Raw genomic sequence first — 17737 nt, 5'->3', positions numbered from 1 at the left:
GGCACCCGTCAGGCGACCGGAGCGGCGCGGCTCACCAGGGTCCCGGCGGTGACGTCCAGCACGGCCGGCGCGCCGAGCACCACCGTCTCCTGGCCGGGGCCGTGCCCGACCGGCAGCCCGCCCAGCACCGGCACCCCCAGCGGGGCCAGCCGCTCCAGCAGCACGTCGGCGACCGACACGCCCCCGCGGCCGGCGCAGTTGGTGAACTGCCCGACCGCTACCGCCTGCACGCCGCGCAACCCGGACGAGCGCGACAGCTGCGTCAGCATGCGATCGACCCGGTAGGGCGCCTCGTCCACGTCCTCCAGCAGCAGGATCGCGCCCGCGAGGTCCGGCATGTCCGCGGTGCCGATCGTGCTGGTGAGCATCGTCAGGTTGCCGCCGAGGAGCACCCCCTCGACCGGGCCGCCCGGGACCACCACCGGGCCGGTCTCGGCGGCCGGGTCGCGCCGCAGCGGCAGCGGGGACGCGGTCATCAGCGCCCGGCGCAGCGAGTCCTCGGACGACAGCGGCAGGCGGGAGTCCAGCCAGGCCGCGCCCGGCCCGTGCACCGCCGGCCACCGGCCGAACCGCCAGGCCGCCAGCTGCAGGGCGGTGATGTCGGAGAACCCGACGATGTGCTTGGGCGCGCCGAACCGGACCCGGTCGACGATCCGCTGCACGCCGTAGCCGCCCCGGGTGCAGACCACGGCGCGCACCGAGGGGTCGGCCAGGGCGGCGTCGAGGTCGCGGAGGCGGGCATCATCGGTACCCCCGAAAAAACCATGACGACCCAGGACGCTCTCGCCCCGCTCGACCGTCAGGCCCCAGCCGGACAGCAGCTCCACGCCCCGCGTCACGCGCTCGGGCTCGGCCGGGCCGGAGGGCGAGACCAGCCGGACGATGTCGCCGGGCTCCAAGGGTCGCATGGTCGTTATTGTCGGGGCGTGACGATCGAAGGCGCCCCCCGGGGGAACGTGGCACTCGTCGTGGAGAACGACCCGTCCGACCCGCCCGGCCGGCTGGGCGACTGGCTCACCGGGGGCGGCCTGCGCCTCGAGGTGGTCCGCCCGCACGCCGGCGACGAGCTGCCGGCCGAGCTGGACGCCTACGCCGCGCTGGTCGTGCTCGGCGGCGAGCAGGACGCCTTCCCCGACACCGACGGCGAGCGCGCCGCGCCGTGGTTCGCGCGGCTCGACGGGCTGCTGCGCAAGGCCGTCCGGCACAGGGTGCCGACGCTGGCCATCTGCCTGGGCGCGCAGCTGCTCGCCCACGCGCACGGCGGCACCGTCGAGCGCAGCGCCGCCGGGCCCGAGATCGGGGTGAAGCTGGTCGCCCGGCGGGACGTCGCCGACAATGACCCGATTTTCGCGGCGGTGCCGTTCGCGCCCGACGTGCTGCAGTGGCACCACGACGAGATCGTCGAGCTGCCCATGAACGCCACGCTGCTGGCCGCCTCGACGCACTACCCGATCCAGGCGTACCGCATCGGCGGCGCCGCCTGGGGCCTGCAGTTCCACATCGAGTGCGACCTGGAGATGTTCGCCAGCTGGGCGATGGACGGCGTCGGCACGCTCGGCGAGCTCGGCATCGACGCCGTCGAGCTGCTGGAGCGGGTCGACGCCGCGCTCGACGACGTGGCCGAGGTCTGGAAGCCCTTCGCCGAGCGGTTCGCGGCCGTCGCCCTGGGCCGGGTGCCGCGGGCCGGCGAGGGCGGCCTGCGCTCCCTGCCGCTGATCGGCCCCCGCTGATGGACCCGATCGCCAAGCCCGGCACCGGCCACCTGGCCCGGTTCGGGTTCACCGACAACGAGCGCACCGAGGCCATGGCCGGCCCGGACGGGCTGCGCCTGTGGGACCCGGTCGCCCGCCGCCCGGCCGACGACGACGCCGCGGACGTGCTCGACGCGCTGTATTTCGCCGCCGACCCCGACCTGGCGCTGTTCCAGCTCAGCCGGCTGGCCGAGGCGGCCGGCGCGGAGGTGCTGGCCGAGGTACGCCGGGACAAGGCGCTGCGCCGTCGCCTCATCGGCGTCCTCGGCGTCTCCGCGACCCTCGGCGACCTGCTCGTGGCCAACCCCGACGAGTGGCGGGAGCTGCTCGGCGAGCAGAACCGGCGGCCGGCCGGCTACTCCACCCGCGACGTCTCCGGCGTTCCGCTCCTGCGCAGCGGGTACCGCCGGGAGCTGCTGCGCATCGTGGCGGCCGACCTCACCGGCGCCGCCGACGTCGAGGTGACCATGCGCCGGCTGACCGAGCTCGCCGACGCGACCCTGCAGGCGGCCCTGGACATCGCCGTCGCCGAGCAGGGCAGCGGCGCCTGTACCCTCGCCGTGATCGCGATGGGCAAGTGCGGCGGCCGGGAGCTCAACTACGTCAGCGACGTCGACGTGGTCTTCGTCGCCGAGCCCGACGGCGGCGCCGACACCGAGACCGCGATGCGGGCCGGCAGCGCGCTCGCCGCCCGGATGATGGAGATCTGCGGGTACGTCGCCTGGCCGGTCGACGCCGCGCTGCGCCCCGAGGGCAGCCGCGGCGCGCTGGTGCGCACCGTCGCCTCGCACCTGGCGTACTACCGGAAATGGGCCAAGACCTGGGAGTTCCAGGCGCTGCTGAAGGCCCGCCCGGCCGCGGGCGACCTGGCCCTGGGCGAGCGCTGGCTGGCCGAGCTGCAGCCGCTGATCTGGTCGGCGGCCGAGCGCCCGGAGGCCGTCGACGAGGTGCGCGCCATGCGCCGGCGGATCGTCGACGCCATCCCGCGGGCCGAGGTCGACCGCGAGATCAAGCGCGGCCCCGGCGGCCTGCGCGACATCGAGTTCGCCGTGCAGCTGCTGCAGCTCGTGCACGGCCGGGCCGACGAGTCGCTGCGCACCCCGAGCACCCTGGCCGGCCTGCGGGCGCTGATCGAGGGCGGCTACGTGGGCCTGGCCGACGGCGAGGCGCTGCTGCGCGCGTACCGGTTCCTGCGCGTCGTCGAGCACCGCCTGCAGCTGCAGCGGCTGCGCCGGACGCACACGGTCCCCGACGACCCGGCCGGCCTGCGCTGGCTCGCCCACGCCCTGGGCTTCCGCCCCAACGCCGCCCGGGACGCGGTCGAGTCGTTCCGGTCCGAGTGGGTGCGCCACGCCGGCGAGGTCCGCCGCCTGCACGCGAAGCTCTTCTACCGCCCGCTGCTGGAGGCCGTGGCCCGGGTACCCACCGAACAGCTGCGACTCACGCCCGACGCCGCCCGCGCGCGGCTCGACCTGCTCGGCTTCGCCGACCCGGTCGGCGCCCTGCGCCACATCCAGGCGCTCACCGGCGGCGTCTCCCGGACCGCGTCCATCCAGCGCCAGCTGCTCCCGGTGCTGCTCAGCGAGTTCGCCGACGCGCCCGAGCCCGACCGCGGCCTGCTCGCCTACCGGCAGGTGTCCGAGCGGGCCGGCAACACGCCGTGGTATCTGCGCCTGCTGCGCGACGAGGGCCCGGTCGCGCTGCGCCTGGCCCGGCTGCTCGCCCTCTCCCGCTACGTCACCGAGCTCCTGGTCCACGACCCCGAGGCCCTGCGCCTCCTCGCCGACGACGCCGAGCTGGTCCCGCGCACCGCCGAGGTCCTCACCGAGGGCTTCGCCGCCGCCGCGGCCCGCCACGGCGACCCGGAGACCGCGATCAACGCGGTCCGCGCCCTGCGCCGCCGCGAACTCTTCCGCATCGCCTGCGCGGACCTGCTCGGCCTGCTGGAGGTGACCGCGGTCGGCGACGCCCTGTCCGCGGTCACCGACGCCACCCTGCGCGCCACCTTGGGCGTCACCGCGGCGGGGGTACCGCTGGAGTTCACCATCATCGGCATGGGCCGCCTGGGCGGCCACGAGACCAGCTACCCCTCCGACGCCGATGTGCTGTTCGTCTACGAGCCCCCGCCCGGCATGGCCGACGACGCCGCCTCGGCCGCCGCCCTGACCATCGCCGAGGACCTGCGCCGCCTGCTGTCCCGCCCCGCCCACGACCCGCCGCTGGGCGTCGACGCGGACCTGCGCCCCGAGGGCCGCCAGGGCCCGCTGGTGCGCAGCCTGGGCGCCTACCAGCAGTACTACGCCCGCTGGTCGAAGGTGTGGGAGGCCCAGGCCCTGCTCCGCGCCCGCGTGGTCGCGGGCTCCGCGCCGCTGGGCGCCCGCTTCCTGGAACTGGCGGACGCGAAGCGCTACCCCTCGGGCGGCCTGGCCAAGGAGCAGATCCACGAGATCCGCCGCCTGAAGGCCCGCGTCGACAGCGAACGCCTCCCGCGCGGCGCCGACCCCGCCACCCACACCAAGCTGGGCCGCGGCGGCCTGGCCGATGTCGAGTGGACGGTGCAGCTGCTCCAGCTGCAGCACGGCTACGCGGTCCCGGCCCTGCGCACGCCGCGCACCCTGCGGGCGCTGGCCGCCGCCACCGAGGCTACGCTGATCGCCCCGCCGGACGCCGCCGCCCTGGAGGCCGCCTGGCGCCAGGCCTCCCGCGCCCGCAACCTGCTCACGCTGATCCGCGGCCGCGCCACCGACCAGCTCCCGCGCCAGGGCCCCGACCTGGCCGCGGTCGCCTCGGTCCTGGCCCCGAGCGCCGAGCCCCAGGAGTTCCTGGACGAGTACCTCCGCGTGGCCCGCCGCGCCCGCCAGACGGTGGAACGCATCTTCGGCGTCGCCTGACGCGCTTACCGGCCTCGCCCGCTTATCGGCCCCGCCCGCTTGCCGGCCTCGCCCGCTTGCCGGCCTCGCCCGTTTACCGGCCTCGCCCGCTTGCCGGCCTCGCCCGCTTGCCGGCCTCGCCCGTTTACCGGCCTCGCCCGTTTACCGGTCCCGCCCGTTTACCGGTCCCGCCCGTTTACCGGCCCTGCCCGCTTGCCGGCCCCGCCGGCTTATCGGCCCCGCCCGCGCGGCGATGGCCGCCGGTGGGGCCCGGCGGTCGCCGGCCCCGCCGGGCGCGGCCGGGACGGACGTATGTCTCCGCGATCATGCGCGGTGCCGCGGCCGCACCCCGGGTTTGCCATGATCCCGGAGACTTTCGGTACACGGGTGTACATGGTCGCTCCGCGATCATGAAAAACCGTTGGTGCCGGTGGCGGGTGCGGCATGATCGCGGAGACTTCCGGTCGCTGCGCTGCGCTGCGCCGCGCCGCGCCGGGCGCCGCGCCGCGCCGGGCGCCGCGCCGCGCCGGGCGCCGCGCCGCGCCGGGCGCCGCGCCGCGCTGGGCGCCGCGCGGCGTGCAGGGCCCGCTGCGCGCGCATCCACGAGCACCACTGGCGCCGCCCGCCGCGCCGCCCGCCGCGCCGCCCGCCGCGCCGCCCGCCGCGCCGCCCGCCGCGCCGCCCGCCGCGTGGCGTGCAGCGCCCGCTGCGCGGGGGCCTGCGCCGCGGATGGCGCTCGCGTGAACGCGGAGCGGCCCGCCCCGGGAAGCCGGGGCGGGCCGCTGCGGTGAAGCTGGGCGTGTGCAGGTCACACGTCGTAGTACATGGCGAACTCGTGCGGGGTCGGCCGCAGGCGGACCGGGTCGACCTCGCTGCTGCGCTTGTAGGAGACCCAGGTGTCGATCAGGTCCTGGGTGAAGACGCCGCCCTCGAGCAGGAAGCCGTGGTCGCCCTCCAGGGAGTCGAGCACCTCCGGCAGGGAGCCGGGGACCTGCTTGACGTTGGCGACCTCCTCCGGCGGGAGGTCGTAGAGGTCCTTGTCGATCGGCGCCGGGGGCTCGATCTTGTTCTTGATGCCGTCCAGGCCGGCCATCAGCATGGCCGAGAAGGCCAGGTAGACGTTGGCCGACGGGTCCGGCACGCGGAACTCGACGCGCTTGGCCTTGGCGTTGGTGCCGGTCACCGGGATGCGGGTGCAGGCGGAGCGGTTGCGCTGCGAGTACACCAGGTTGACCGGGGCCTCGTAGCCGGGCACCAGGCGGCGGTACGAGTTGACCGTCGGGTTGGTGAAGGCCAGCAGCGAGGGCGCGTGGTGCAGCAGGCCGCCGATGTACCACCGGGCCGTGTCCGACAGGCCGCCGTAGCCGGCCTCGTCGTAGAACAGCGGCTCGCCGCCCAGCCACAGCGACTGGTGGGTGTGCATGCCCGAGCCGTTGTCGCCGAACAGCGGCTTCGGCATGAACGTGGCGGTCTTGCCGTTCTCCCACGCGGTGTTCTTCACGATGTACTTGAACAGCTGGAGCTGGTCGCCGGCGTGCAGCAGGGTCGAGAACTTGTAGTTGATCTCGGCCTGGCCCGCGGTGCCGACCTCGTGGTGCGAGCGCTCGACGACGAACCCGGCGCCGATCAGCTTCTGCACGATCTGGTCACGCAGGTCGGCGTAGTGGTCGACCGGCGGGACGGGGAAGTAGCCGCCCTTGTAGGCGGTCTTGTAGCCCCGGTTGCCGCCCGGCTCGTCCTTGCCGGAGTTCCACCAGCCCTCGATCGAGTCGATGTAGTAATACGCCTGGTTCGCCGACGTCTCGTGGCGGATCGAGTCGAAGATGTAGAACTCCGCCTCGGGCCCGAAGTATGCGGTGTCGGCGACGCCGCTCGACTTGAGGTATGCCTCGGCCTTCTTCGCCACGTTGCGCGGGTCACGCGAGTAGGCCTCGCGGGTGAACGGGTCGTGGATGAAGAAGTTCAGCGCCAGGGTCTTCTCGACGCGGAACGGGTCGATGAACGCCGACGTCGCGTCCGGGAGCAGCAGCATGTCCGACTCGTGGATGGCCTGGAAGCCACGGATGGACGAGCCGTCGAAGGCCAGACCGTCGCTGAAGACCTTGTCGTCGAACGACTCGACCGGCACATTGAAGTGCTGCATGACGCCCGGCAGATCGCAGAAGCGAACGTCGACGAAGCGGACGCCCTCATCCTTCACGTATCGCAACAGCTCTTCAGAATTGGCGAACACTCGTCCTCCAGATCGCGGGCAGGCATGGCCAGTCTTGGTGATCACTTCAGTGTGAAGGTGGCTGGTTGGTCGCGACCGTAGAACCGCGCGATTGCCCCGGCGTGTCTCGATTGTTTCCGCTGTGTTTCACAGCGGGTGGCTCGGCCGATCATCGACGGGCACTCATTCGATAGTCTGACCCCCCGTGGAACCCGCTCCGGCCACCCTGGCCCGCCGTTTCGGCGCACTGCTCGTCGACTGGATATCGTGCCTGCTCATCGCGGGTGCTTTCGCGAAGCCGGCCGATGAACCGTGGCTCGCGCCGGGCATCTTCGTGGTGGTGTACGCGCTATTCCTGGGATTCTTCGGGCAGACCCTCGGCATGCGACTTTTCCGTATTCGTTGTGTGTCGCTGCGCACAGGCGGTCCTTTGGGGGTACCGCGGGCGCTGCTGCGGGCCTTGGTCATGCTCCCGCTGGTCACCGCGCTGATCATGGACCGGAACCAGCGCGGCCTGCACGACAGGGCCGCGGGCTCGGTCGTGCAGGCCGTCTGAATGCTGCCGGTCAGCGCCCGCGCATCGCCTTGAACTGGCCCTTCGGGGGCTTCATGTTCTTGGGCAGCGCGCCCCGCGGCATCTGCGGCCGGGCCGAGAGCGCGGTGAGCCGCTTGTCGAGGGCGTTGACGTCCTTGCCGGTGATCGTGCGCGGCAGGCGGATCAGCGTGCTGCGCAGCTTGGCGATCGGGATCTGGCCCTCTTCGTTGCCGACCATGAAGTCGCGCAGCTCGGCGTTGCCGATGACCTTGATCAGCCGGCGCCGCTCCTGGCCGATGAGGCCCTTGACCCGGCCCGGGTTGCCCTCGCCGATCAGGATCACGCCGGGCCGGCCGATGACCAGGTGCACCATGTCGAACTGCGTGGTCGAGGCGATCGCCGGGCTGACCCGCCAGTCACCGCGCATGTTCTCGATGATCGACGCGGCGGCACCGGGCTGGCCCTCGGCCTCTTTCATCATGGCTTTCTGCGAGCGCAGGTTGAGCACGATGACCGTGCCCAGCAGCGCGAGGAGGACGCCCAACGGCGCCCAGATCCACGACACGCCCAGCGCGATGGCGACGCCCACCGCGATCAGCGGCACGAGGACGACGATCACCACCAGCGGCACGAACAGGCGGTCGCGCTTGGCGGTGAACGAAAACACCATGCCGATCTGCTTGAGCCGCGTGAAGAAGGAGACCCTCTCCGGCTCCTGGGCCTTTGCCATGCCTTCGAGTCTAGATGGAGCGTGTCACGCCTTCAGCGCCCGGCTGTCCAGCGCTTGCCGGTACAGCCGGCCGGCCCGGTAGGACGAGCGCACCAGCGGCCCGCTGAGCACGCCGGCGAAGCCGATCCGCTCGGCCTCCTCGCGCAGCTCGACGAACTCCTCCGGCTTGACCCAGCGCTCCACCGGGTGGTGCCGCGGCGTCGGGCGAAGATACTGCGTGATGGTCACCAGCTCGCACCCGGCCGCATAGAGGTCGCGCAGCGCCTGCGACACCTCGGCCCGCTCCTCGCCCATGCCGAGGATCAGGTTGGACTTCGTCACCAGCCCGGCCTCGCGCGCCTTGGTCAGCACGGCCAGCGAGCGCTCGTAGCGAAACGCCGGCCGGATCCGCTTGAAGATCCGCGGCACGGTCTCCACGTTGTGCGCGAGCACCTCGGGCCGGGCCGCGAACACCTCGGCGAGCTGCTCGTCGTCGCCGTTGAAGTCGGGGATCAGCAGCTCCACCCCGCAGCCGTCGACCAGGCCGTGGATCTGCCGGACGGTCTCGGCATAGAGCCAGGCGCCGCCGTCGGGCAGGTCGTCGCGGGCCACGCCGGTCACGGTCGCGTACTTCAGCCCCATCGTCGCCACCGACTCGGCCACCCGGCGCGGCTCGTCCGCGTCGAACTCGGCCGGCTTGCCGGTGTCGATCTGGCAGAAGTCGCAGCGCCGCGTGCACTGGTCGCCGCCGATGAGGAAGGTCGCCTCGCGATCCTCCCAGCACTCGTAGATGTTGGGACAGCCGGCTTCCTGGCAGACCGTGTGGAGCCCCTCGCGCTGGACCAGCCCGCGCAAGTGCGAATACTCCGGACCCATCTTGGCCGAAACCTTGATCCACGACGGTTTGCGTTCGATGGGCGTCTCCGCGTTTCGCGCCTCGATGCGCAGCAGACGACGGCCTTCGGGAACAACGGCGGTCACGGTTCGAAGACTACGCCCGCCACCTGCCCAACCGCTGGGAACGCGATTGACGTCACGTTCCCGAGGTTTCCCAATGACCTGCGACGGCAATGAAGGCAGGCGTGGCGCTGAACGACACGTTGGTGGTGTTCGCCGACGGCAATCCGATCGATGTCCTGCGGTCGTACCCTGTGCTCGACAAGCCGGCCACCCGCGGGCTCGTCGAACGGCTCTTCCCCGGCGCGAGGGCCGAGGAGATCGGCGACGAGCTGCTCGTCGACGCGCTCAACCCGCCCGCCGACGTCGTCTGCGTGGGCTGCTTCGCCGGCCTCGACCTGGTCTGCGGCTGGGGGCTCACCCCGCGGCGCCCGTCCGAGCTCGACCCGATCGTCCTCAAGGCGTCGTCGCGGCGCAACGTGTACCTCCACGCCGCGCACGGCGACGCCGGCTGGTGCTGCTACGGCGTCTGGCGCGACGGCACCCGCCTGCGCGCCCGCTGCGTCTGCGCCGACCCCGGCATCGCGGAGGACGAGGGCGAGCCGCTCGGCTTCGAGGCCGGCGGCGACCCCGACGACCTGCCCTGCGCCGCGATGCAGGGGCTCTTCGGCTTCGCCTGCGACGACCACGACCGCCTCGACGACGTCGACCCGGAGCTGATCCCGGTCGTGGTCTACCGGATCAGTACAGCGTCGTGAGGTGCCGCTCGACGATCGGCTGGATCTCCTCGACGGTCACGTCCCGGCCGAGCTCCGCCGACAGCGACGTGACGCCGGCGTCGCGGATGCCGCAGGGGACGAAGATGTTGTACCGCGAAAGATCGCAATTCGCGTTGAGCGCGAATCCGTGCAGGGTCACCCCGCGCGCCACCCGGATGCCGATGGCCGCGACCTTGCGGTCGGGCCCGCGCTCGTCGGCGGCGACCCAGACCCCGCTGCGCCCCTCGACCCGGACCGTGGCCAGCCCCAGCTCCGCGCACACGTCGATGAGCAACTGCTCCATCCGCCGCACGTAGGCCACCACGTCCACCGGGTCGGGCAGCCGCACGATCGGGTAGCCGACCAGCTGCCCCGGCCCGTGCCAGGTGATCTTGCCGCCCCGGTCGACGTCGATGACGGGCGTGCCGTCGAACGGCCGGTCGCCGGGCTCGGTGCGCTTGCCGGCGGTGTAGACGCTGGGGTGCTCCAGCAGCAACACCGTGTCGGGCTCCGTGCCATCGGCGACGGCGGCGTGGGTGCGCCGCTGCTCAGCGAGGGCCGTCTCGTAGTCGACGAGTCCGGCCCGGACGATCCGCATACCTACCACGCTGGTCACCTAGGCAGCGTAGCCCCGCGCGAATTGTGTGGGACCCGGACATAGTGGTGCGTCGGACGTCACACCTAGCGTGGTGCTCCCCACACGAGGAAGGGCACCGCCATGCCCCGCATATTGCGCTTCATCCTGCCCGCGTTCGCGGCGCTCGCCGCCGCGGCCGGGCTCGTCACGGCCGGCTCGCCCGCCTACGCGGCGTCGCTGACCAGCGTGGCGAGCTTCGGTTCCAACCCCGGAAACCTGAGCATGTACTCCTACCGCCCCGACGGCATGGGATCGGGCGCGCCGCTGGTGGTGGCGATGCACGGGTGCACCCAGAGCGCGACCGACTACTTCACCAACGCCGGCTGGCGCAAGTACGCCGACCTGTGGCACTTCGCCTTGGTCCTGCCCGAGCAGAAGTCCGCCAACAACTCCACCACCTGCTTCAACTGGTTCGAGACCGGCGACACGGCGCGCGGCGGGGGAGAGGCGCTGTCGATCAAGCAGATGGTCGACTACGCCGTCGCCAACTACGGGGTGAACCCGGCCCGCGTCTACGTCACCGGGCTCTCGGCCGGCGGCGCGATGACCGCGGTGATGCTCGCCACCTACCCCGACGTGTTCGCCGGCGGCGCGATCATGGCCGGGCTGCCGTACCGCTGCGCGACCTCCAACCTCAACGCGTACACCTGCATGAACCCGGGCGTCGACAAGACCCCCGCGGCCTGGGGCGACCTGGTGCGGGCGGCGTATTCGGGCTACACCGGCGCCCGCCCGCGGGTCGCGATCTGGCAGGGCACGTCCGACACCACGGTCGCCCCGGCCAACGCCACCGAGCTGCGCGACCAGTGGACCAACGTGCTGGGCGTGTCGCAGACGCCGACCTCGACCACGTCCTTGCCCGGCGGTACCTCGCTGTCGAACTACGCGGACCAGGTGAAGGTGTACATGATCTCCGGCATGACCCACGCGACCCCGGTCGACCCGGGCAGCGCGACGGAGCAGTGCGGCACCGCGGGCACGTACTACAAGGACACCATCTGCTCGTCGTACTACCAGGCCGTCGACTGGGGCCTGGACAACGGCGCCGCCCCGACCGGCAGCCCGACCCCGAGCACCGGCCCGACCGCCAGCCCCACCCCGACCGCGAGCCCCACGCCCAGCCCGACCCCGAGCGCCGGCCCGTGCGTGCGGGCGACGAACTATGCGCACGTCAGCGCCGGCCGAGCGCACCAGTCGCTGGGGTACACCTACGCCAACGGCTCCAACCAGAACATGGGCCTCTACAACGTCTTCGTCACCCACGGCCTGCGCCAGACCGGCGCGAACTACTGGGTGATCGACGACACGGCCTGCTGAAGCGCCTCGTCCACGGTCTGGTGCGTGAACCGGAACCCCTCGCGCACCAGCACCGCGGGCATCACCCGCTGGCTCACCAGGGCCTCCCCGCCGAACTCGCCGACCGCGGCGCGCAGCGCGAACCCCGGCACCGGCACCAGGTTGGGCCGGTGCAGGGTGCGGGCCAGCGCGGCGGAGAACTCGGCATTCGTGACCGGCTCGGGCCCGGTGAGGTTGACCGGACCGCTGAGCTCCCGCTCGAGGGTGAACGACACGGCATCGAGCCAGTCCGGCACGGAGATCCAGGGCAGGTACTGCCGCCCGCTGCCCATCCGCCCGCCGGCGAAGAAGCGGAACTGCAGGTACAACGGCCGCAACAACCCGCCCTCGCGGTCCAGCGGCAGCCCGGTGCGCAGCAGCGCGACCCGCGTGCCGGCGTCCTCGGCCGGCCGGGTCGCGGCCTCCCACACCTTGCACAGGTCGGCGAGGAACCCCTCACCGGCCGGCGAGGTCTCGTCGACGGCCCGGTCCCCGGTGTCGCCGTAGTAGCCGACGGCCGAGGAGTTGAGCAGCACCTGCGGCTTCGTCGGCGCCGCGGCGATCGCCCGGGCCAGCGTCTGGGTGCTGTCCACCCGGCTGTCGAGGAGCACTTTCTTGTACTGCGCGGTCCAGCGCTTGTCCCCGACCCCGGCCCCGGCCAGGTTGACGACCGCGTCCGCGGCCGCGACGACGCTGCCGTCGAGCACGCCGGCCTCCGGGTCCCAGCGCACCTCACCCGGCCGCGGCGGGCGGCGCACCAGCGGGATCACCCGGTGGCCGGCCTGCCGCAGGTGCGGCACCAGCCGCCGGCCGAGAAACCCGGACGCCCCCGCGATCAGGATCTGCATACTGCCATCTTGCCCTCGGACGGTACCCACGGAACAAATCGACGCGGCGAGTTCTATATAGGTAGAGTTGGCGTGTGACCCGCAGCCGCCGCCCGTCGAGGCAGACCGCCGCCGTCCTGCGCGCGCTCGCCACCGCCCCCGAGGCCTGGCGGCACGGCTACGACCTGGGCCGGGAGGTCGGCCTGAAGGCCGGCTCGCTGTATCCGATCCTGATCCGGCTGGCGGACACCGGCCTGCTCGACGCCGAGTGGGAGCCCGGCCCGCCACGCGGTCGCCCGCCGCGCCACCTCTACCGCCTCACCCCCGCCGGCCTGGAGCTGGCCCGCTCCCTGCCGGCCCCCGCCCCGACTCCCGCCCCGAGGCCCCACCCAGCTCCAGCGCCCCACTCAGCTCCGGCGCGCCCGAAGGAGGCATGGTGACTCCCGAACGGCTTTTGGAGCTGCTGCTGCGGCCGTTGCCCGCGGACCGCGCCGCCTGGAAGGACGCCCTGCGCGCGGAACTGGCCGCCCTGGACGATCCCCGGGAGCGCTGGGCCTTCGCCCGCAGCTGCTGGCGGCTGCCGGTGCGCGCGCTGGCCGGCCCGCGCGCCGCCGGCCTAGGAGTGCTGACCGTGCTTGCCGGCGCGGAGGTCTTCGACGTCACCGCCCACCCCGACTGGCCCGGCAGCCGCCATCTGGCGCCGATCGTCGCGTGCTTGCTGCTGTGGTACCTCGCGGTGCTCCTGGCCGCCACCGCCCACCGCTCACCCTTGCCGCGCCGCGCGCTCGTCGTCGGCGGCCTGGCCGCCCTCGCCGCCGCGGCCGCGTGGCTCACCATCACCCTGCTGTCAGCCACCGTCGGCGGCGACCCGGCCTTCCCGGTGGCGACAGCGGCGATCGCGGCCCTGGCGGCGGCCTCCTTCGCCGACCCGGGCGCCCGGTCACGGGCCGGGGCCGCCCTGTGGGCAGCCGGCGGCGCCGCCCTGCTGATCCCGTCCGGCGCCTTCGTCACCCTCGACCTGAGCCCGCTGTGGGCCGCCCCCTCGGCCCGACCGCACCCGCTCGCCGCCGACCCGACCGCCGCCCGCGACGCCTACACGGCCTTGTTCCTGGTCGCGCTCCTGGCCGCAGCGACCCTCACCCCTCTGGTAATCCGCCGCCGACGCGCCTCCGCAAACCGCCCGCACCAAGACCCCGCTCCACTCACACCGTTCCCACAAGCGACAAGTCCCCGCCGCCCAGAACCCCGATAAAGTCCGGCGCCGGGCGGCCCTCGCTGACCGTCCGCGCCAAGACGCCGCTCCACTCGTGCCGTTCCCGCGGACGACAGCCCCCGCCGCCCGGAGCTCCGATAAGTCCGGCGCTGGCGCGCCTGACTTATCGGATTTATACGGCGACAGGCGAAATGTCGCTTTTAGTGCTGCGACCGGAACTCTCCGCGATCATGCCGAACCCACCCCGACACCACGCGTTTTCCATGATCACGGAATAAACATGTACACCCGTGTACCAAATGTCTCCACGATCATGGCAAACCCGCGGTGCGCCGCGGCGACACGCATGATCACGGAGACATCCGTCCGCCCAGCGGCCGCCGTGGGATACGGCGGTGATCCGCGGTGGCCCGGACGGTAGCGCGGTGACGGGGGTGCGGCTTAGCGTGATGCGGCCCGGCGGTGAGAGCGCCAGCACGGCGGCGGTGGGCGGGGGAGCGCCAGCACAGCGGCGGTCGGTGGGGGAGCGCCAGCACGGGGGCGTCGGTGGGGGAGCGCCAGCACAGGGGCGCCGGCGGGGGAAGCGCCAGCACGGCTGCACGGCTGCGGTCGGCGGGCGAGCGCCAGCGCGGGGGCGGCGGCGGGGGGAGCGCCGGCGTGGTCGCCCCGCGGTGAGATGCCGCAGGGGCGCCCCGCGTGCGGCGGGACGCCCCTGACCTTGGAACAAGCGGGCCTACAGGCCCAGGTCGGCCTCGAAGTTGCCGGACTCCAGGCGCTCCTTGATGGTGGTCAGGAAGCGCGCGGCGTCGGCGCCGTCGACGATGCGGTGGTCGTAGGACAGGGCCAGGTAGACCATCGAGCGCGGCGCGATGACCTCGCCCAGGTCCGGGTCGTTCACCACGACGGCCCGCTTGACGACCGCGCCCGTGCCCAGGATCGCCACCTGCGGCTGGTTGATGATCGGCGTGTCGAACAGCGCGCCGCGGCTGCCGGTGTTGGTCAGCGTGAAGGTGCCGCCGGTGATGTCGTCCGGGTTGAGCTTGTTGCTGCGGGTCCGCTCGGCCACGTCGGCGATCCGCTTGGCCAGGCCGGCCAGGTTGAGGTCGCCCGCGTTGTGGATGACCGGGACGATCAGGCCCTTCTCGCTGTCCACGGCCATGCCCAGGTGCTCGGCGTCGTGGTACGTGACGGTGCCCGCCTCCAGGTCGATGGACGAGTTCACCGCCGGGTGCACGCGCAGCGCCTCGACCGCGGCCAGGGCGAAGAACGGCAGGAACGACAGCTTCACGCCGTGCGTGGCGAGGAACTGCGCCTTGGCCTTGTCCCGCAGCTTCGCCACCCGGGTGACGTCGACCTCGACGACCGTGGTGAGCTGCGCCGAGATCTGCAGCGACTCGACCATGCGCCGGGCGATCAGCGCCCGCATGCGGGTGAGCTTCTGCGTCTGGCCGCGCAGCGGGCTCGGTGCCGCCTTCGGGGCGGCGACGGTGGTACCCGCAGCAGCCGGTGCGGCCGCGGGAGCCGCGGCGGGTGCCGGTGCGGCGGCGGCCGCCTTGGCCTTGGCGGCCGCGTCGAGCACGTCCTGCTTGCGGATCCGGCCGCCGACGCCGGTGCCGCTCAGCGTGGACAGGTTCACCCCGTGCTCGGTGGCGAGCTTGCGCACCAGCGGCGTGACGTAACCGACCTCGTCGCCCTCGACCTTGCCGTTGCCCCCGGCGGTGACGTTGGTCGCCGGACCGACCTCAACCGGCGCCGCGGCTGCGGGCTGCGGCGCAGGCGCCGCCGGAGCGGGAGCAGCGGGTGGGGCGGGTGCCGGAGCGGGCGCGGCGGGAGCAGGAGCGGGTGCGGGTGCGGCGGGAGCCGGAGCAGCGGGCGCGGCGCCGGCGACGCCGATGACGGCCAGGTCCGCGCCGACCTCCACCGTCTCGTCCTCGGCGACCTTGATCTCCAGCAGCGTGCCGGAGACCGGCGACGGGATCTCCGTGTCGACCTTGTCGGTGGAGACCTCGAGCAGCGGCTCGTCGGCCTCGACCGCGTCGCCGACCTGCTTGAGCCAGCGGGTGACGGTGCCCTCGGTGACGCTCTCGCCCAGCGCGGGCATCTTGACCGCGGTGCCCTCACCCACCGCGGCCGCGGCGGCCACTGGAGCCGCGGCCGGCTCCTCCTGGGCCTGCTCGGCGGGCTCCGCGGCCGGCTGAACGGCGACGGGCTCAGATTCGGGCTCCGCGGCGGCGGGCGCGGGAGCGGCGGCCTCCGAGCCGTCGCCGATGACGGCCAGCTCGGCGCCGACCTCGGCGGTCTCGTCCTCTTGCACGACGATGCGGGTCAGCACCCCGGCCGCCGGCGACGGGATCTCCGTGTCGACTTTGTCGGTGGAGACCTCGAGCAGCGGCTCGTCGGCCTCGACGTGTTCGCCCTCCGCCTTCAACCAGCGGGTGACGGTGCCCTCAGTGACGCTCTCGCCCAGCCGGGGCATGGTGACCGATACCGGCATGTGAAACGACTCCTCGAACTAGTGGACGTGAAGCGGCTTGCCGGCCAGCGCCAGGTGCGCCTCACCGAGAGCCTCGTTCTGCGTGGGGTGCATGTGCACGAGCGGGGCGACGTCGCCTGGGAACGCCTCCCAGTTGTAGATCAGCTGGGCCTCGCCGATGAGCTCGCTCACCCGCGCGCCCACCATGTGGACGCCGACGACCGGGCCGTCCTTGACCCGGATCAGCTTCACGAAGCCCGCGGTCTTGAGGATCTGGCTCTTGCCGTTGCCGGTGAGGTCGTACTGCAGGGTCTCGATCTTGTCGTCGCCGTACTGCTCCCGGGCCTTGCCCTCGTTGAGCCCGACGGAGGCGACCTCCGGCTCGGAGTAGGTGACCCGCGGGATGCCGGCCTCGTCGATCACCTGCGGGTGCTGGCCGGCGATCTCCTCGGCCACGAAGATGCCCTGCTGGAATCCGCGGTGCGCCAGCTGCACCCCCGGGACGATGTCGCCCACAGCGTAGATGCCGGGCACGGAGGTGCGCAGCCGCTCGTCGGTGATGACGAAGCCGCGCTCGACCTTCACGCCCTGCTGCTCATAGCCGAGGTTGGCCGTGGCCGGGCCGCGCCCGACCGCCACGAGCAGCAGCTCCGCCTCGATCGTCTCGCCGCCGGAGATGGTGACCTTGACGCCGTCGCCGCTGCGCTCGACGCGCTCGAACGGCTTGCCGACCTTGAACGCGATGCCCCGCTTGCGGAACGCCCGCTCCAGGGCCTTCGAGCTGGTCTCGTCCTCGACCGCGAGCAGCCGGGGCAGCGCCTCGACGATCGTCACGTCGACGCCGAAGGACTTCCAGGCGCTCGCGAACTCGCAGCCGATCACGCCGCCGCCGAGGATCACCGCGGAGGCGGGCACGTGGTCGAGGTTGAGCGCGTGCTCGCTGGTGATCACCCGCTCGCCGTCGACCTCGAGGCCGGGCAGGCTCTTGGAGTAGGAGCCGGTGGCCAGCACGATGTTGCGGGCGGAGTACCGCGTGCCGGCGACCTCCACCGCGTCGCGCGCCACCAGGCGCCCCTCGCCCTCGATCAGCCGCACCTTGCGCGCCTTGGCCAGGCCCTGCAGGCCCTTGTAGAGCTTGGTGACCACGCCGTCCTTGTAGGCGTTGACCGCCTTCATGTCGACGCCGCTGAAGGTGGCCTGGATGCCGAACTGGTCGGCCTCGCGGGCCGCGTCGGCCACCTCGCCGGCATGCAGGAGGGCCTTGGTGGGGATGCAGCCGCGATGCAGGCAGGTGCCGCCGAGCTTGTCCTTCTCGACCAGCGCCACGGACAGGCCGAGCTGCGCCGCGCGGAACGCCGCCGCGTAGCCGCCACTGCCGCCGCCCAGAATCAGGACGTCGAAGGAGTTGGCGTGTGGGTCGCTCACGAATTCTCCCAGGTGATGCACGGGCCAGCCGGCTCGTGACGGTGCGAATGCGGGGTTCGCCCTTCGCATGACCGAGCAGGCCGGACCCCACAGGT

General features: G+C 72.9%; 16 protein-coding genes. 8 read left to right on the top strand and 8 right to left on the bottom strand.

Annotated features, from left to right (window positions below; genetic code table 11):
* Nucleotides 1-8: 8 nt before the first annotated feature.
* Nucleotides 9-908, bottom strand: a complete 900-nt coding sequence (locus ACQPXD_RS45865; RefSeq protein WP_432829669.1) for a S66 peptidase family protein — start codon at nucleotides 906-908, stop codon at nucleotides 9-11.
* Between the two features lie 18 nt (nucleotides 909-926).
* Here ACQPXD_RS45865 and ACQPXD_RS45860 point away from each other — a divergent pair, with 18 nt between their 5' ends.
* The 3 genes from ACQPXD_RS45860 (at nucleotide 927) to ACQPXD_RS45850 (ending at nucleotide 5365) form a co-directional block, all read left to right on the top strand.
* Nucleotides 927-1730: a type 1 glutamine amidotransferase gene (locus ACQPXD_RS45860; protein ID WP_432829667.1), complete on the top strand. Its 804-nt coding sequence runs from the start codon at nucleotides 927-929 to the stop codon at nucleotides 1728-1730.
* Nucleotides 1730-4642: a bifunctional [glutamine synthetase] adenylyltransferase/[glutamine synthetase]-adenylyl-L-tyrosine phosphorylase gene (locus tag ACQPXD_RS45855; protein ID WP_432829665.1), complete on the top strand. Its 2913-nt coding sequence runs from the start codon at nucleotides 1730-1732 to the stop codon at nucleotides 4640-4642. The genes ACQPXD_RS45860 and ACQPXD_RS45855 overlap by 1 nt, the downstream gene beginning before the upstream one ends.
* 423 nt (nucleotides 4643-5065) lie before the next feature.
* Complete coding sequence (locus ACQPXD_RS45850) at nucleotides 5066-5365, top strand: hypothetical protein (RefSeq protein WP_432829663.1); 300 nt, start codon at nucleotides 5066-5068, stop codon at nucleotides 5363-5365.
* Between the two features lie 64 nt (nucleotides 5366-5429).
* Here the strand turns inward: ACQPXD_RS45850 and glnA are convergent, their stop codons facing one another.
* Complete coding sequence (gene glnA / locus ACQPXD_RS45845; protein ID WP_432829661.1) at nucleotides 5430-6854, bottom strand: type I glutamate--ammonia ligase; 1425 nt, start codon at nucleotides 6852-6854, stop codon at nucleotides 5430-5432.
* A gap of 184 nt (nucleotides 6855-7038) precedes the next feature.
* Between glnA and ACQPXD_RS45840 the strand changes: the two genes are divergently transcribed.
* Nucleotides 7039-7389, top strand: coding sequence for an RDD family protein (locus ACQPXD_RS45840; protein WP_432829659.1), 351 nt, complete (start codon nucleotides 7039-7041; stop codon nucleotides 7387-7389).
* A 10-nt stretch (nucleotides 7390-7399) separates the two neighbouring features.
* Here ACQPXD_RS45840 and ACQPXD_RS45835 read toward each other — a convergent pair whose 3' ends face one another.
* Together ACQPXD_RS45835 and lipA are read right to left on the bottom strand one after the other, a co-directional pair.
* A complete protein-coding gene (locus tag ACQPXD_RS45835) occupies nucleotides 7400-8098 on the bottom strand; it encodes a DUF4191 domain-containing protein (protein ID WP_432829657.1) in 699 nt (232 codons plus the stop codon).
* Nucleotides 8099-8122: 24 nt separating this feature from the next.
* Nucleotides 8123-9058 carry a lipoyl synthase gene (lipA, locus tag ACQPXD_RS45830; RefSeq protein WP_432829655.1) on the bottom strand — a complete coding sequence of 312 codons (936 nt, stop codon included), beginning with the start codon at nucleotides 9056-9058 and terminating at the stop codon, nucleotides 8123-8125.
* Between the two features lie 101 nt (nucleotides 9059-9159).
* Here lipA and ACQPXD_RS45825 point away from each other — a divergent pair, with 101 nt between their 5' ends.
* A complete protein-coding gene (locus tag ACQPXD_RS45825) occupies nucleotides 9160-9732 on the top strand; it encodes a DUF6928 family protein (protein WP_432829653.1) in 573 nt (190 codons plus the stop codon).
* On the opposite strand, the gene lipB is transcribed toward ACQPXD_RS45825, so the two are convergent.
* Nucleotides 9716-10330 carry a lipoyl(octanoyl) transferase LipB gene (gene lipB, locus ACQPXD_RS45820; RefSeq protein WP_432844206.1) on the bottom strand — a complete coding sequence of 205 codons (615 nt, stop codon included), beginning with the start codon at nucleotides 10328-10330 and terminating at the stop codon, nucleotides 9716-9718. The genes ACQPXD_RS45825 and lipB overlap by 17 nt on opposite strands.
* 120 nt (nucleotides 10331-10450) lie before the next feature.
* Here lipB and ACQPXD_RS45815 point away from each other — a divergent pair, with 120 nt between their 5' ends.
* Nucleotides 10451-11686: an extracellular catalytic domain type 1 short-chain-length polyhydroxyalkanoate depolymerase gene (locus ACQPXD_RS45815; protein WP_432829651.1), complete on the top strand. Its 1236-nt coding sequence runs from the start codon at nucleotides 10451-10453 to the stop codon at nucleotides 11684-11686.
* On the opposite strand, the gene ACQPXD_RS45810 is transcribed toward ACQPXD_RS45815, so the two are convergent.
* Complete coding sequence (locus ACQPXD_RS45810; RefSeq protein ID WP_432829649.1) at nucleotides 11656-12552, bottom strand: TIGR01777 family oxidoreductase; 897 nt, start codon at nucleotides 12550-12552, stop codon at nucleotides 11656-11658. The two genes, ACQPXD_RS45815 and ACQPXD_RS45810, sit on opposite strands and share 31 nt — an antisense overlap.
* A 74-nt stretch (nucleotides 12553-12626) precedes the next feature.
* On the opposite strand from ACQPXD_RS45810, the gene ACQPXD_RS45805 reads away from it, so the two are divergent.
* Together ACQPXD_RS45805 and ACQPXD_RS45800 are read left to right on the top strand one after the other, a co-directional pair.
* Entirely contained in the window at nucleotides 12627-12971 is a 345-nt protein-coding gene (locus tag ACQPXD_RS45805; RefSeq protein ID WP_432829648.1) for a PadR family transcriptional regulator, read from the top strand.
* Entirely contained in the window at nucleotides 12965-13783 is an 819-nt protein-coding gene (locus ACQPXD_RS45800; RefSeq protein ID WP_432829646.1) for a hypothetical protein, read from the top strand. The genes ACQPXD_RS45805 and ACQPXD_RS45800 overlap by 7 nt, the downstream gene beginning before the upstream one ends.
* A gap of 694 nt (nucleotides 13784-14477) precedes the next feature.
* On the opposite strand, the gene sucB is transcribed toward ACQPXD_RS45800, so the two are convergent.
* Both sucB and lpdA read right to left on the bottom strand, forming a co-directional pair.
* Nucleotides 14478-16238 carry a 2-oxoglutarate dehydrogenase, E2 component, dihydrolipoamide succinyltransferase gene (sucB, locus tag ACQPXD_RS45795; RefSeq protein ID WP_432829644.1) on the bottom strand — a complete coding sequence of 587 codons (1761 nt, stop codon included), beginning with the start codon at nucleotides 16236-16238 and terminating at the stop codon, nucleotides 14478-14480.
* Nucleotides 16239-16256: 18 nt separating this feature from the next.
* Nucleotides 16257-17642, bottom strand: a complete 1386-nt coding sequence (gene lpdA, locus ACQPXD_RS45790) for a dihydrolipoyl dehydrogenase (RefSeq protein WP_432829642.1) — start codon at nucleotides 17640-17642, stop codon at nucleotides 16257-16259.
* Nucleotides 17643-17737 lie beyond the last annotated feature (95 nt).

The organism is Dactylosporangium sp. CA-092794, from assembly GCF_050948465.1.
Taxonomy (GTDB): Bacteria; Actinomycetota; Actinomycetes; order Mycobacteriales; family Micromonosporaceae; genus Dactylosporangium.
The sequence above is the reverse complement of the archived record's forward strand: the minus strand, read 5'-3'. Positions and strand labels throughout refer to the sequence as shown.

Coding starts and splice junctions, on each gene's coding strand:
- ACQPXD_RS45865 (WP_432829669.1), bottom strand. CDS start 908: ATGCGACCCTTGGAGCCCGGCGACATCGTCCGGCTGGTCTCGCCCTCC.
- ACQPXD_RS45810 (WP_432829649.1), bottom strand. CDS start 12,552: ATGCAGATCCTGATCGCGGGGGCGTCCGGGTTTCTCGGCCGGCGGCTG.
- sucB (WP_432829644.1), bottom strand. CDS start 16,238: ATGCCGGTATCGGTCACCATGCCCCGGCTGGGCGAGAGCGTCACTGAG.
- ACQPXD_RS45855 (WP_432829665.1), top strand. CDS start 1,730: ATGGACCCGATCGCCAAGCCCGGCACCGGCCACCTGGCCCGGTTCGGG.
- ACQPXD_RS45800 (WP_432829646.1), top strand. CDS start 12,965: ATGGTGACTCCCGAACGGCTTTTGGAGCTGCTGCTGCGGCCGTTGCCC.
- lipB (WP_432844206.1), bottom strand. CDS start 10,330: ATGCGGATCGTCCGGGCCGGACTCGTCGACTACGAGACGGCCCTCGCT.
- ACQPXD_RS45835 (WP_432829657.1), bottom strand. CDS start 8,098: ATGGCAAAGGCCCAGGAGCCGGAGAGGGTCTCCTTCTTCACGCGGCTC.
- ACQPXD_RS45850 (WP_432829663.1), top strand. CDS start 5,066: ATGATCGCGGAGACTTCCGGTCGCTGCGCTGCGCTGCGCCGCGCCGCG.
- ACQPXD_RS45815 (WP_432829651.1), top strand. CDS start 10,451: ATGCCCCGCATATTGCGCTTCATCCTGCCCGCGTTCGCGGCGCTCGCC.